The organism is Lachnospira eligens, from assembly GCF_009680455.1.
Classification (GTDB): domain Bacteria; phylum Bacillota; class Clostridia; order Lachnospirales; family Lachnospiraceae; genus Lachnospira; species Lachnospira eligens_A.
The window spans coordinates 52925-68741 of the sequence record NZ_WKRD01000006.1; the positions used below are offsets into that span (position 1 = coordinate 52925).

Consider the following 15817-nt stretch of genomic DNA (forward strand, 5'->3'; position numbering starts at 1 on the left):
ATGTATGTTTATAGAGGTGGAAAATATTAGAAAATCATATGGCAGGAAAACGATAGTGCTTAACGGCGCTTCGTTTCATGCTGCCAGCGGAGAGTATATTGCCATAGTCGGTGCCAACGGCTGTGGCAAATCTACTCTTCTGGAGATACTGGCAGGAAGTCTTAAGGCAGATGGAGGAAGTCTTAAGATAGATGGCATTGACGCATTTGCAGATGCGTTGGTGTTTCAGAAATATATTGGTTTTGTGCCACAGGAGAATCCACTTATGGAGAAGCTGTCGGCAAGAGATAATCTTAAATTCTGGTACTGTGATACAGGAAGAAACATGGACGCAGACTTACAGGGCGGTGTTCCTGCAGTGTTAGGAGTGTCAGAATATCTTGACAAACGTGTTGATAAGCTGTCAGGAGGCATGAAGAAGCGCTTAAGCATATGCTGTGCACTGGCTAAGAATCCACCCGTACTTATATTAGATGAGCCGGGAGCTTCATTAGATATTGTGTGTAAACAGGATATTATGAATTATCTGTCTGCTTACACGAAAAGCGGAGGTACAGTCATCATAACAAGCCACGAAGAAGGTGAATTAAAGCTTGCTGACAGAATGTATCTTTTAAAGAATGGTAAGCTTAATGAACTTGACCATCCGGTTACCGGCAATGAGCTTTTAGAGATTATTCACAGATAGATTTAATTGGGGGATTAGATGAGAAGGAAACTGGAATTATTAAAATTGCAGATTAAATCCGCATTTTTATCTATACCGAAGATAATTCTGGGTACGATAGTGACGGCAGTGCTTGTTATTGCAATAAGTACATGCATAGGCATTGCAACGGCACAGGACAGCGACATGAGGATGAAGGTTGCTGTTGTGTATCCTGATTATGATGACACAGAAAACTCTGATTCGGCAGATAATAATAAGGAGTTTCGATATATTAAGATGGCATTCAATTATGTCAGCGAGATAGACACAATTAAGAATGTCTGTACATTTGAATATACTGACAGACAGCAGGCTATAGATGGATTAAGAAATAATTATTATGTTATGGCTATTATTGTGCCAGAGAATATGATAAGTGATATTATGTCGGGCGAGAATACACCTGTTGAGGTTGTGTGTCAGTCAGAGGGTGTTAATAATACTTCGATGATATTCCGTGAGATGGTGAGGGCAGGAGGCTCAGACCTTGCAACTGCAGAGGCGGGGATATATACATTTGACGATTTGTTCAATGGTGTGCTTAAGAATTACAGGGGCTTGCGGGGTACACATGAGAATGAGCTTAATGACATATATCTTTCGTATGCACTTAACAGAAGCATATACTTTAAGACAAGAGATATATCGGTTAAAGAAGGCTTGAGTACAGTACAGTTTTATGTATGCACAGCAATTGTGATGCTGCTTTTACTTAGCACAATAACATGTGCCGGCAATATGAAGGGGGAGAGCAGGTCGCTTGCAAAGAGCCTTAAAGGTGCGGGAATATCAGCATTTGATACCGGAATTGCAAGAACTACCGGAGTTGGCATTGTGTATATAATGATATTTGAAGTGCTTTTTATTATAATTAATGTAATGAGGCTGGGGGTGCCTGCAATATCAGGAGTTCTGGCAGTTTCGACAGTTGGAGAATTCATTGCTTCCATACTGGGGATTGTGGTGCTTGTGTATGCGGCAGTTTCATTTATAAACTGTATATTCTCAGTAGTTGACGACACGGTGTATTCAGTTATTACGGTGTGTATCCTTGGAATGGCGTGCATGTATGCATCCGGATGTATTGTTTCATCAGCATTTCTTGCGCCGGGTGTGAGGGTTATTGGCATGTATCTTCCGACTAACGGCTTATTCACACTTGCATGTCAGATAATCAAGGGAACTGTGGATATCAGTACCATTATGACAAATGTTATGTGGATAATTATATTTCAGGCAGCAGGGGCATTGGCGGTTAAGATAAGGAGAGACAGATAATGAAGAGATTGTTATACTGGCTGTATCTGCTTGTTAAAAGGCAGTTAAAGAATCCTGTGATTGTCGTGGTGCTTATTGCAATGCCTGTTGCAGCGTTAATAATTACGAATACAGCGTCTCTTAAGGAGACAGAGCCTGTAAGGGTTGGAATAGTGCTTGAAGATGACGATAAGATTGCCATAATGACAAGAGATTATCTTGTAAATGGCGATTATTCAGTTCAATTTTACGAAGCAGAATCGCAGGAAAAGCTTGAACAGGATATAATGAATAAATACACAGAGTGTGGCTATGTGGTTGGTACCGGGCTTAAGGATAAGCTTGACAGTGGCAGCTACAGAGACATTATAGAGCTTATCATATGCAGGTCAGATTTTGTCAGCTCAATGACTGATGAGATATTCTTTTCTGCTATGTTTAAGGCATATTCGCCTGAGGTTGCAGTTAATTATGTTAATTCTGTAGACATATTTAAAAAGCATTCAGAAAAGGCAGAGGAAGAGATAAGAAAAGGGTACGAGAAATACATATCCGGAGATGACACATTCAGAATTGATTTTAAGGTGCTAGATGGTGTACAGGATAATGGGACACAGCTTGAAGATAAGACAGGAGAGTTTCCGTTAAGGGCATTACTTATAATTCTTGTATATATAGGCGGACTTTTTGGAATCGTGGAATATTATCTTGATAAGAATTCCGGAACATTTATAACACTGCCTCGTATGTACCGTGTGGCAGGAAAGCCGTTGTATGCATTTATATCATGTGTACTTTTTGCAGTATCAGCAATGTTAACACTTGCGGTGGCAGGACAACTTAAGGGGGCAGCAGATATACTTCATATGGTTGTGTATGTAATAGCGGTTACTTTATTTGCATGGCTTGTGGCAATACCTGTAAGGAGAGCCAATGCAATGATTTCAATAATACCGGTGCTTCTTATAGCGTGTCTTATATTATGTCCGGTATTCATTAACATAACGGCATATGTGCCATTTGCAAAATATATAAGAGCATTGCTGCTTCCGTGGTATATGCTTAAGTAGGAGGATGGGATACGGTGAATAATAAGAAAAAACGTATATTTGACATTATCCAGATTGGATATGTGGGTGATGTTGCAAGCCGTACATTTGATATTGCGATAACTGCTGCAATTATAATCAACCTGTTCATTGCGATATTTGATACATTTGAACAGTCAATTCCGTACCAGCCTGTGTTAGATGTTATAGAGTGGATTACAGTTATCGGCTTTACAATTGAATACATACTGCGTGTATGGACGGCAGAATATCTGTATCCTAATAAATGTACAGGTATTGCGAGAATAAAATACATCTTCTCAGGAAGCGGTATTGTTGACCTTTTATCGTTCCTGCCCAATTATCTGCCTGTATTTTTTCCGGCAGGAGCAGTTGCTTTCCGTATGTTCAGGGTTATAAGAATCCTAAGGATATTCCGTGTCAATTCATATTATGATGCGTTAAATGTTATAACAGAGGTAATAAGGCGAAAAAGGGACCAGATATTATCCTCTGTATTCATCATTGTGATGCTTATCATAGCATCATCACTGTGCATGTACAGTTTAGAGCATGAGGCACAGCCGGAAGTGTTTAAGAATGCATTTTCAGGAATATGGTGGTCGGTATCAACACTTCTTACAGTAGGTTACGGCGATATCTATCCTGTGACAGTGCTTGGAAAAATGTTCAGTATTATCATTACATTTCTTGGCGTCGGAATGGTCGCTATTCCAACAGGTATCTTATCTGCAGGTTTCGTTGAGCAGTACAGCCTTATTAAGAAGTCTACAGATTACCTTATGGAGAAGGAACTTAAGTTTATTAAGCTTATTATAACTAAGGACCACAACTGGAATGAAAAGAAGGTATGCGAGCTTAGTCTTCCAAGAGGACTTATTCTTGCAGCAGTATTAAGAAATGGTGAGACATTGATTAAATCAGGTGATATAGTATTCGTGTTCTCAAAGCGTTATATGGCAGATGCACAGACAATAAGTGTATAGATGGTGAATGATTATGATGATATTTGTGACAACGACAGATGCATTAACTGATGAAAAGTTATATGAAAAGGCCTATTCGCTTATTCCGGAATACAGGAAAACTAAGGCTGATAAGATGAAAATGTATGAAAATAAGCTGCAAACCGTGACGGCAGGCCTACTTCTTAATTATGCGGTAGGAAAATGGTCTATAAAAACAGGAGAAAGAGATTATAAAACAGATGAAAATCTATATGAGAAGGTGGATATTATTTCTGTGATTGAAGCGAATAATCAGTACTTTGATTATGAAATAGCATATAATTCGCAAGGAAAACCTTATTTTTTGTCAAATCGTGAAATTTTTTTCAATATCTCACATTCGTCTAATTATGTAGCATGCGTGATAGGCGACAGACCGGTAGGAATTGATATTGAAAAAGCCCGCAAAGGTAGACAGAATCTGGCAAAACGCTTCTTTGACATATCTGAAGCAGAATGGATTAAAGAGTGCGATAGTGATCAAAGATTCTTCAGAATATGGACATTAAAAGAGGCTTATGGCAAGGCTACAGGTCAAGGTGTGCTTGACATTTTGGACAAAATAGTTTATAGATTAGAGAAAGGGAAAATGAAAGCATATATGTGCGGACTTCCCCAGAATTTCACTATTGTAGAAAAGGAAGTTGATGGATTCAGTTTATCGGTAATACAATTGTGAAATCCATATCCGACTATTCATTATACAGTTGAAAAATATTAATAATGGCAGTATAATATAGAATATGTATATCTATGGAAGAGCCTAAGGAGGGTTTATGAGCAGAAATCATTTTAATGAATTAAGTCCATGTGAAGCATTAATTATGAAGCTTATATGGGAAGCACCACAGGATATTCCTGTACAGGAACTTATTGATCAGTTAAGAGACGATTATGGTAAGGATTACGCAAGAACAACAGTTGTTACTTTCGTAGGTAAGTTGAAGGACAAGAGATTTGTTGATACATACCGTAAAGGAAAGGCAGCTTTCATTCATCCACTTCGTTCAGAAGAAGAATATAGAAGACAGCTTTTAAAGGAAGAAGCTGATTTCTGGTTCAACGGAAAGGCTGTTGATATGGTTGCTTCTATTTGTGAATCACAGAAGTTAGAAGACGATGAAGTTAAGAGAATTAAGAAGATTCTTAATGGTCTTAATAAATAATAATTTTATAAGCAAAAGCAATAAAAAACATCACCTGATACGAAAGTCGGATTCGTCAGGTGATGTTTTTTGTTATGCATATATAATATAATTAATGGTTTTTATTCTGATATTCAAGTGCTGCTGTTATGAAGCCTCTGAATAATGGATGTGGACGATTAGGTCTTGACTTTAACTCTGGATGAGCCTGTGTGGCAATAAACCATGGGTGATTCTTTAATTCTATCATCTCAACAATTCTTCCGTCAGGAGATATTCCTGAAAGCATCATACCATTCTCAGTAAGAACTTTTCTGTAATCATTATTAACTTCATATCTGTGTCTGTGACGTTCATGTATAAGCTCTTCGCCATAGAGTTCATAAGCCTTGCTTGTTTTATCAAGTACACAAGGATAAGAACCAAGTCTTAATGTACCGCCGATATCATCAATGCCTTCCTGGTCTGGCATAAGATGTATAACAGGGTGAGTTGTGTAAGGATTAAGTTCAACACTGTGTGCGTCGTCATATCCTATAACATTTCTTGCAAATTCAACAATTGAAAGCTGCATTCCCAGACACAATCCTAAGAATGGAATATTATGTTCTCTGGCATAACGGATAGCTTCAATCTTTCCTTCTGTACCTCTGTCACCGAATCCACCTGGAACTAATATGCCAGATACGTCAGAGAGAAGCTCATCAGCAGTTTCAGGAGTTACAGTTTCTGAATCAATCCATTTGATAGTTACATCACATGAATTATATACACCACCATGCTTTAATGCTTCTACAACACTGATATAAGCATCATGAAGCTGGATATATTTACCGACTAATGCAACAGTTACCTTCTTAGTAGGATTCTTCCAGGCCTTGCACATCGCTCTCCATTCATCAAGGTCTGGTTCTGGACAGTCAAGGTGTAAACATTCACATGCTACCTGTGCAAGATGTTCTTCTTCCATCGCAAGAGGTGCATCATAAAGAATCTCAACATCTAAGTTCTGAAGTACATGAGACTTAGGTACATTACAGAAAAGTGCTATCTTATCCTTGATACCAGCCTCAAGTGGATGTTCGGTACGGCACACAAGAATATCCGGACGGATTCCCATTCCCTGAAGTTCCTTAACACTTGCCTGAGTTGGCTTAGTCTTCATCTCACCAGATGCTTTAAGATAAGGAATAAGTGTTACGTGAATAAGAATTGCGTTCTCATGTCCGACTTCATGCTGGAACTGTCTGATTGCCTCAAGGAAAGGCTGACTCTCGATATCTCCAACAGTACCACCAACTTCTATAATTGCAATCTTAGTTTCATCAGTTGAATAATCTCTGAAAAAACGGCTCTTTATTTCATTAGTAATATGAGGGATTACCTGGACTGTGCCTCCACCGAAATCTCCACGGCGTTCCTTCTGTAATACAGACCAGTATACTTTACCGGTAGTTACATTAGAATTCTTATTAAGGCTCTCATCAATAAATCTTTCATAGTGACCAAGGTCAAGGTCTGTCTCAGCACCATCGTCAGTTACGAAAACTTCTCCGTGCTGGATAGGGTTCATAGTACCTGGATCAATATTAATATAAGGGTCAAACTTCTGCATGGTTACAGAAAAACCACGGGCTTTAAGCAGTCTGCCTAAAGATGCGGCAGTGATACCTTTTCCTAAACCGGAAACAACACCACCTGTTACAAATACATATTTAACAGCCATCTTTTCCTCCAATCTGAATGTGTAATCAAAAAAATATGCAATATTATACAGCCCTGTATTACAAATTTCCATAGTTTAAAGAAAAAAACTAAGAATATAAAGTAAATATAAACATCTTATTAAACACTTAGATTTTGGTTGATTTATATTTTTTCCTTCTTTATAATGAAAACAGACTTATTTGGAAATGCTTAAGATAAGTACAGTATCATATCAGGAGAAGAGTATGGATAATTATAACAACAACGGTTATGACAATGGTTATAATAATAACGATAACCGCAACAATAATCATAATAACAACAATAATAACAAGAAGCCAAAGAATGTTAACCTTATAATATTCATTATTATAGCGGCAGTTGTAACATTTATCGGACTTACGCTTCTTAGCAATATGTTTAGGAATGCAACTTACAAGGAGATAAGCTACGACCAGTTCATGCAGATGATTGATGAAGATAAGGTAAAGAAAGTAGCATTAGAGCAGGACAGAATTCTTATTACACCTGTTGAAGAGGAGAAACAGTCTGGCATAGCAGGAGTTTCATACACATATTATACAGGGTATGTTAATGATGATACTCTTGTACCACTTCTTAAGAGAAAGGGTATTGAGTTTGAAGGATATATTCCGGATTCGAGTTCTTCAATTGTAGAATTTCTGCTTGCATATGTACTGCCATTTTTATTCATATATATAATCTTTGCATTTGTATATAGAAGAATTGCTAAGAATGGTGGAATGATGGGCGGAATGGGCGTTGGAAAGAGCAACGCCAAAGTATATGTCCAGAAAAAGACAGGTGTTACATTCAAGGATGTTGCAGGTCAGGATGAAGCTAAGGAATCACTTACAGAGATTGTTGATTTCTTACATTACCCTGAGAAATATGCCAAGATTGGTGCAAAGCTTCCTAAGGGTGCACTTTTAGTAGGACCTCCGGGAACAGGTAAGACGCTTCTTGCTAAGGCTGTAGCCGGTGAGGCAGATGTACCGTTCTTCTCACTTGCAGGTTCTGATTTTGTAGAGATGTTCGTTGGTGTTGGTGCATCACGAGTAAGAGATTTGTTCAAGGAAGCAACTAAGCAGGCTCCATGTATTATATTTATTGATGAGATTGATGCTATTGGTAAGAGCAGAGATTCCAAGTATGGCGGTGGCAATGACGAGCGTGAGCAGACATTGAACCAGTTACTTGCAGAGATGGATGGTTTTGATTCATCTAAGGGAATATTCATTCTGGCAGCAACTAACAGACCGGAAGTACTTGATAAGGCTTTACTTAGACCAGGTCGTCTCGACAGAAGAATTACCGTTGACAGACCTGATAAGAAGGGAAGAATTGAGACTCTTAAGGTACATTCTAAGGATGTGCTTATGGACGATACAGTTGATTTTGATGAGATTGCAATGGCAACAAGCGGTCTTGTTGGTTCAGACCTTGCCAATATCATTAATGAAGCTGCTATTGCGGCAGTTAAGAATGGAAGAAATGTTGTTACCCAGAAGGACCTTCTTGGTGCTTTTGATACAGTTGTAGCAGGTAAGGAGAAGAAGGAAAGAGTTCTTAGCAAGAAGGAAAAGCAGGTTGTTGCTTACCATGAGATTGGACATGCCCTTATAAGAGCTATCAAGAATAATTCTGATCCGGTCCAGAAGATTACTATTATACCTCATACTAATGGTTCACTTGGTTATGTGCTTAACTTCCCAGAGGAAGAGAAGCATCTTGAGACTAAGGATGAACTTATGACAGACCTTATATCACTTGTTGGTGGACGTGCTGCAGAAGAAGTTGTATTTGGTTCAGTTACTAATGGTGCTTATGATGATATCAAGAAAGCAACTAACCTTGCCAAGACAATGATTACAAGATATGGTATGTCAGACAGATTCGGACTTGTTGCATTATCAACAGTTGAAGATGAATATCTTAGCGGAAGAGCATCTATGAACTGTGCACAGGCAACTGAGGCAGAGGTTGATGACGAGGTAAAGAAGCTTATTGCGTCATGTTATGAAGAGGCTAAGCAGATTATAAGAGAGAACAGAGAAGTAATGGATCAGCTTGCAAGATATCTGTATGACCATGAGACTATCACAGGCAAGGAATTCATGAAGATATTCAGAGAGGCAAAGGGAATACCTGAACCGGTTGATACTTCATTATTCTCAACATCAGAGAAAGTGGCAGAAAGCGTAACATTTAATGAAGATGGAAGCTATTCATCGACAGTTAGTGGTGAGCCGGAAAGCGATATATGGAAGAACATTGGTAGTCATTCAGACGATAATGAATCTGATGATACAGCTAAAGAAAAAGAAGATGATTAATAATAAAGGGGCATATCACATTGTGATATGCCCCTTATATCAACGCTTATTCTTTTCAGATATGTGTGAATGATATCCTGACGAAGTGCTTTCAATAGATTGTGAAGCAACGTCAGCAGCATCTTTAAGAGCGGTCTGTTCAGACTGTTCTTTAGCAGAACTGATTCTGAATTCAATTTTTTTAAGAAAAACATATGTAAGATATTCACGGGACGGAGTTGGGATAATACATCCATAAATGTAGCGTTCTCCATACAACTGGCTGCGTATGATAAAACATTTAAAATGAAAGTTAAACTGCTTTCCGTTTGCCTGATCTGAAAATGTTATATACGTATTATTATAGTTATATAATAGTTCGTTGCTGGTCGAAAATGAAAGTCCTTTATCACTGACATCAATTAACGTTACCGGAATATCAGCTTCTGTGGTATCTGATGAGATATGTCCCAAAGCCATGGTTGAAATGCGCTGATTAAATCTTCTGTCGCATTCAGAGGCAATGCTGGCAAAAACATTGGTCGAGATTTTGTAGTAAGCAGATGCGAAACCGGTTGATTTATAAGTGATAGTTTCTATGTTAATATTCTTCCAGACTACACGGTTCTTTGTTGCTGGGTCTATGGTATAAAGATTAAATAAAATATCCTTATAAGAAGAAAAATCTATTACAGCACCTTTTGATGTAAAAGGCGCTAAGAGAATGTAGCCATTCTTGGATGCAACAACAGAGGAAGGCATCTCGTAGCTGACATTATCTATGGATATTTCAATTGAAATTGGCCCGCCTACGGGAATATCAGATATTAACATAATACAACTCCCTTACATTAATAATTAAATATAGAATATCATAAAATTGCTGATTAATAAACGAAAATATGTTATATTTTTTTACATAGGGAGGAGATGCTATGAGTTTTACACATTTGCATGTGCATACTGAATATTCATTGCTGGATGGCTCCAGTAAGATAAAAGAGATTACTAAACGGGCAAAGGAACTTGGCATGGACAGCCTTGCAATAACAGACCATGGTGTGATGTATGGTGTTATTGAATTTTACGAGGCGGCTAAGAAGGCAGGAATCAAGCCTGTTCTTGGCTGTGAGGTGTATGTAGCGCCGGGGTCAAGGTTTGATAAAGGCGCAGGACAGAGTGAGGATAAATATAATCACCTTGTATTGCTGGCAGAGAATAACACCGGATATCAGAATCTTATGAAGATAGTCTCAAAGGGGTTTACAGAAGGCTTTTACTATAAGCCGAGAGTAGACAAGGAAGTCTTAAGAGAATATCACGAGGGAATTATTGCTACGAGTGCGTGTCTTGCAGGTGAGGTGCAGAGATATCTGTCAAGAGGCATGTATGAGACTGCAAGAGATGCTGCCCTTGAACTTCAGGATATATTCGGAAAGGGAAATTTCTTTCTTGAATTACAGGATCACGGAATAGCAGAACAGCATTATGTCAATCCACAGCTTATGCGTATGCATAATGAGACCGGAATTGAACTGGTATGTACGAATGATGTTCATTATACCTATGCAGATGATGTAGATGCACATGATATATTATTATGTATACAGACAGGTAAGAAGCTTTCTGATGAAAACAGGATGCGATATGAGGGTGGACAGTTCTATTTAAAGTCAGAGGAAGAGATGGCGGAATTGTTCAAATACGTACCGGAAGCAGTTGAGAACACTCATAAGATAGCAGAAAGATGTAATGTTGAGATAGAATTCGGAGTTACAAAGCTGCCAGCATTTGATGTGCCTGAAGAATATGGAAAGAATTCATGGGTGTATCTTAATGCTTTATGTTATGAGGGATTAAAGAAGAGATATCCGGACAAGACCGCAGATGTATGCATTGAAGATATTATAGAGCAGGCAAAAGCATCAATAGTTGCAGACAGAAAAGATGTTGTTATAAAAAGGGCAGAGGATTCGAATGATATATTCCAGAGACTTTCTTACGAGCTGTCAGTTATCTATTCAATGGGATATGTCGATTATTTCCTGATTGTGTGGGATTACATTAATTATGCCAAGACACATGATATTCCGGTTGGACCCGGACGAGGCTCGGCGGCAGGAAGTCTTGTGTCATACTGTCTTGGAATAACAACGCTTGACCCTGTTAAATACAATCTTGTATTTGAACGATTCCTGAATCCTGAGCGTGTGTCCATGCCCGATATTGACGTGGACTTTGCACCAGAAGGCAGACAGAAGGTTATTGATTATGTTATAGAAAAATATGGTAAAGAATGTGTGTGCCAGATAATCACATTTGGAACTATGGCAGCAAGAGCCGTTATTAAAGATGTCGGAAGGGTTATGGATCTTCCATATGCGATGGTTGATAACATTGCGAAGATGATACCACAGAAGGTTGGTGTTACGATTGACAGTGCAATGAATGGTGACGCAGACAGGGACATTAAGCCAAATGCTGAGTTTAAGGCATTGTATGAAGCTGATGAGACAGTGAGGGATCTTATAGATAAAGCAAAGAGACTTGAAGGACTGCCAAGGCATGCTTCAGTGCATGCATCAGGTGTTCTTATCAGTCAGAAGGATGTTGGAGAGTATGTTCCGGTTGCAGTTGGAGCAGATAATGTTAAGGTTACGCAGTTTGAAGGTCCTACTTTGGAACATTTGGGACTGTTAAAATTTGACTTTTTAGGTCTTAGAAACTTAACTGTAATCCAACAGACTGAAAAATGTGAACAGCAGATTGACCCTGCATTTTCGGTGGATAATATACCATATAACGATAAGGCTGTATTTGAATGTATAAGTCAGGGCAAATGTGCAGGTATATTCCAGTTAGAGAGTGGCGGAATGAAAAACTTCATGAAAGAGTTAAAACCGGATTGTTTAGAGGATTTAATTGCCGGTATATCGCTTTACAGACCGGGACCAATGGATTTCATACCACAGTATATTAAAGGAAAAGAGAACGCGGGAAACATAACCTATGAATGCCCGCAGTTAGAGTCAATCTTAGAGCCGACATATGGCTGTATGGTTTATCAGGAGCAGGTTATGCAGATTGTCCGTGACCTTGCCGGATATTCGTGGGGCGGTAGTGATAATGTGCGAAGAGCAATGGCTAAGAAAAAGCTTGATGTAATGGAGCAGGAACGTCAGAATTTTGTATACGGTAATGAGGCTAACGGAGTACCAGGCTGTATTAAGAATGGCATAAGTGAACAGACTGCCAATAAGATATATGATGAGATGAAGGACTTTGCAAAATATGCATTTAACAAATCACATGCGGCATGCTATGCGGTTGTGGCATACCAGACTGCATATCTGAAAGTACATTTTCCTGTACAGTATATGGCATGGCTGATATCAAGTGTAACTGATAAAACAAGTAAGGTCGCAGAATATATTCTTGCAGCAAGAGAGATGGGAATTAGTATTCTTCCTGTTGATGTCAATAAATCGGTTGCTGAGTTCGGTGTTGAAGGTAAGAACATAAGGTTTGGATTTAATGCGGTAAAGAGTATGGGAAGACCTACAATTACTGCGATTATTGAAGAAAGAACCAATAATGGCGATTTTCACTCCATGCAGGATTTTATTACAAGGATGGCAGGGGTAATTAATAAGAGAACAGTGGAACATCTTATACTTGCAGGTGCATTTGACACATTTGGTAATACAAGACGGGGCATGATGAATGTCTATGAGAGAATGATTGATAGTGCTGTTAAGCAGAATAAAGATGCTATTTCAGGACAAATGTCACTATTTGATTTCGTAAGTGAAGAGGATAAACAGAGCCTTGAAATGAAAGTGCCTGATATTCAGGAGTTTGAAAAGGAGGATCTGCTTGAACGGGAAAAAGAAGTTCTCGGTGTATATGTAACAGGACATCCGCTGGATGAATATACTGGTATGTGGGAGAAGCATATTTCTGCGAGAAGTACAGATTTTCTTATTGATGAGGAAACTGGGCAGGCAAAGCTTATGAACGGATCAAAGCAGACAATAGGTGGCCTTATAAGTAATATTAAGGTCATTACTACCGGCTCAGGCCAGCAGATGGCGTACCTTACAATAGAAGATTTTGTTGGAAGCGTTGAGGTAATCATGTTTGCAAGAAATTATCAAAAATATAAAAGACTTTTTGATACGACCAACAAAGTATTTGTTACGGGAAGAATACAGGCAGATGCCGACAAACCAGCAAGACTTACGGCAGACAGTGTTGTGAGCTTTGACAGTGTTCCAAGAAGATTGTGGCTTAGGTTTGACAGTCTTGCTGAGTATGAGACACACAGGGATGAGCTTACTGATATTTTCAAAGAATCGGACGGTAAAGACACAGTCACAATATATTGTGTGGCAGAAAAACAGAGAATAGCGCTTCCACAGAGTCAGTGCGTGAAGGTGACATCAGACCTGCTTTATATTCTTAAGAGTAAATATGGTGAGAAAAATGTTGCTACAACATAAATTTTAATTAACATTGGTAAAAAATTATCAAAAAAAGAAGATTTTTCTTTTATAATGTGGTAACATAAAGCAGAAAATAATATTAAGAGATAAGAAAGGGGAAGTTATGGCAAAGGAAATTAAAACAATCGGCGTATTAACAAGTGGTGGAGATGCTCCAGGCATGAATGCTGCTATCCGTGCAGTTGTAAGAACTGCTTTGAATAAGGGACTTAAGGTCAAGGGTATTCAGAAGGGCTATAACGGACTTCTTAATGATGAGATAATTGATATGGACAAGCGAAGCGTTGCTGATATTATCCAGCGTGGTGGAACAGTCCTCTATACAGCACGATGCATGGAATTCATGACTGAAGAAGGTCAGAAGAGAGGTGCTGAAGTATGCAGAAAGCATGGAATTGACGGTATAGTTGTAATCGGTGGAGATGGTTCTTTCAGAGGTGCACAGAAGCTTGCAGCACAGGGAATTAATACTATCGGACTTCCGGGAACAATTGATCTTGATATTGCATGTACAGATTATACTATTGGATTTGATACTGCTGTTAATACAGCAATGGAAGCTATTGATAAGATAAGAGATACATCTACATCACATGAAAGATGCAGTATTATTGAGGTTATGGGAAGAAATGCAGGATATATTGCATTGTGGTGTGGTATTGCCAATGGAGCAGAGGATATCCTTCTTCCGGAAAGATATGACAATGATGAGCAGGCTCTTATTAATCATATTATAGAAGGAAGAAAGAAGGGCAAGAAACACCATCTTATTATTAATGCTGAAGGTATCGGACATTCTACAGGAATGGCAAGAAGAATTGAAGCTGCAACAGGTATTGAGACAAGAGCTACTATTTTAGGATACATGCAGCGTGGTGGTTCACCAACATGTAAGGACAGAATGTATGCGTCTATTATGGGTGCTTATGCGGTTGATCTTCTTGCTGAAGGAAAGAGTAACAGACTTGTAGCATACAAGGATGGTAAGTTTGTTGATTATGATATTGATGAAGCACTTGCCATGACTAAGGATATTAATGATTATGAATTTAATATAAGTGCATTACTTTCTAAGTAATGCATGGCAGAAAGGTAACCTCATAATGATAACCAGTACGAGCAGTTCACAGGTAAAGCATGTTATATCATTGCTTTCTAAGGCCAGGGAAAGAAAGAAGAATAAAGAATATGTTGTAGAGGGAGTCCGCATGGTATCTGAGGTGCCGGCAGATTTACTTGTAAAGATATATATGTCTGAAAGATTTCATAGTAACAATCCTGAGTATGTGCATGAGCTGGTTAAGAAGCAGGGGATTTCTTCTGACAGTATTGAGATTGTCGCCGATAATGTATTTGACAGAATGTCACAGACACAGACACCACAGGGAATTATGGCGGTTGTAAGAATGAAGGACAGCAGTATTTCAGATATGCTTACCGACAATCCGTTGCTGATTCTTGTTGAGAATCTTCAGGATCCGGGTAATCTGGGAACTATATTAAGGATGGGTGAAGGTGCAGGTGTTACCGGAGTTGTTATGAGTTCTAATACTGTGGATATATATAATCCTAAGACAATAAGGTCAACAATGGGTTCTATATTCAGAGTGCCATTTGTATATGTGCAGGATTTTAGCGATGCAGTTTCACAGTGTCAGAATGCTGGAATTAAGGTATATGCTGCACATCTTGGCGGAAAGAATACATATCTTGGTGAAGATTACAGGGAAGGAACCGCATTTCTAATAGGTAATGAGGGGAATGGACTTACAGATGATATCACTAAGCAGGCAGATACACTTATAAGAATTCCGATGCAGGGAGAGGTTGAATCTCTTAACGCGGCAATAGCATGTACAATTCTTACATACGAAGCTGTCAGACAGAGAAGTGTGTAGATAACCAACTATATATATGGTCATATACTATATTTTGCAAAATGAATTTAATAAACAAACCCGCAAACCCGCTCTATGAGCGGGTTTTAACATATTTGACAAATTACTGTAACTTTGCTATTATATTTCCGTAATAAATTGTAACATTTCTGTAACAATTTACAGGCGAAGCTAAATAAGCCG

Annotated in this window: 12 protein-coding genes; 10 read left to right on the forward strand and 2 right to left on the reverse strand. The window is 38.6% G+C overall.

All coding sequences use genetic code 11. The annotated features are described in order from the left end of the window. Window positions 1-4 precede the first annotated feature (4 nt). The 6 genes from GKE48_RS08785 to GKE48_RS08810 all read left to right on the forward strand — a co-directional run bounded on the left by GKE48_RS08785 (window position 5) and on the right by GKE48_RS08810 (window position 5209). Window positions 5-688 carry an ABC transporter ATP-binding protein gene (locus tag GKE48_RS08785; protein WP_154300882.1) on the forward strand — a complete coding sequence of 228 codons (684 nt, stop codon included), beginning with the start codon at window positions 5-7 and terminating at the stop codon, window positions 686-688. An 18-nt stretch (window positions 689-706) separates the two neighbouring features. Next, entirely contained in the window at window positions 707-1987 is a 1281-nt protein-coding gene (locus GKE48_RS08790) for an ABC transporter permease (protein WP_022097982.1), read from the forward strand. Further along, window positions 1987-3036 (forward strand): hypothetical protein, encoded by a 1050-nt coding sequence (locus GKE48_RS08795; protein ID WP_154300883.1) that lies wholly within the window; start codon window positions 1987-1989, stop codon window positions 3034-3036. Before GKE48_RS08790 ends, GKE48_RS08795 begins: the two co-directional genes overlap by 1 nt. A 14-nt stretch (window positions 3037-3050) precedes the next feature. Further along, complete coding sequence (locus GKE48_RS08800) at window positions 3051-4022, forward strand: ion transporter (protein ID WP_330583111.1); 972 nt, start codon at window positions 3051-3053, stop codon at window positions 4020-4022. Between the two features lie 7 nt (window positions 4023-4029). Beyond that, complete coding sequence (locus GKE48_RS08805) at window positions 4030-4722, forward strand: 4'-phosphopantetheinyl transferase family protein (protein ID WP_082426002.1); 693 nt, start codon at window positions 4030-4032, stop codon at window positions 4720-4722. A 97-nt stretch (window positions 4723-4819) separates the two neighbouring features. Beyond that, window positions 4820-5209 (forward strand): BlaI/MecI/CopY family transcriptional regulator, encoded by a 390-nt coding sequence (locus tag GKE48_RS08810; RefSeq protein ID WP_022097986.1) that lies wholly within the window; start codon window positions 4820-4822, stop codon window positions 5207-5209. 91 nt (window positions 5210-5300) lie between these two features. Here GKE48_RS08810 and GKE48_RS08815 read toward each other — a convergent pair whose 3' ends face one another. Further along, window positions 5301-6914 (reverse strand): CTP synthase, encoded by a 1614-nt coding sequence (locus tag GKE48_RS08815; RefSeq protein ID WP_154300884.1) that lies wholly within the window; start codon window positions 6912-6914, stop codon window positions 5301-5303. Between the two features lie 226 nt (window positions 6915-7140). On the opposite strand from GKE48_RS08815, the gene ftsH reads away from it, so the two are divergent. After that, window positions 7141-9252, forward strand: coding sequence for an ATP-dependent zinc metalloprotease FtsH (ftsH, locus tag GKE48_RS08820; protein WP_022097988.1), 2112 nt, complete (start codon window positions 7141-7143; stop codon window positions 9250-9252). 39 nt (window positions 9253-9291) lie between these two features. On the opposite strand, the gene GKE48_RS08825 is transcribed toward ftsH, so the two are convergent. Further along, window positions 9292-10065 (reverse strand): hypothetical protein, encoded by a 774-nt coding sequence (locus GKE48_RS08825; RefSeq protein ID WP_154300885.1) that lies wholly within the window; start codon window positions 10063-10065, stop codon window positions 9292-9294. A 101-nt stretch (window positions 10066-10166) separates the two neighbouring features. Here GKE48_RS08825 and GKE48_RS08830 point away from each other — a divergent pair, with 101 nt between their 5' ends. From GKE48_RS08830 to GKE48_RS08840, 3 genes are all read left to right on the forward strand, one after another. Next, window positions 10167-13733 carry a DNA polymerase III subunit alpha gene (locus GKE48_RS08830; RefSeq protein ID WP_154300886.1) on the forward strand — a complete coding sequence of 1189 codons (3567 nt, stop codon included), beginning with the start codon at window positions 10167-10169 and terminating at the stop codon, window positions 13731-13733. Window positions 13734-13839: 106 nt separating this feature from the next. Beyond that, the gene (gene pfkA, locus GKE48_RS08835; protein WP_022097991.1) at window positions 13840-14814 is read left to right on the forward strand and encodes a 6-phosphofructokinase; all 975 of its coding nucleotides are present in this window, start codon (window positions 13840-13842) and stop codon (window positions 14812-14814) included. A 25-nt stretch (window positions 14815-14839) separates the two neighbouring features. Continuing rightward, complete coding sequence (locus GKE48_RS08840) at window positions 14840-15634, forward strand: TrmH family RNA methyltransferase (RefSeq protein ID WP_154300887.1); 795 nt, start codon at window positions 14840-14842, stop codon at window positions 15632-15634. Window positions 15635-15817: the final 183 nt, after the last annotated feature.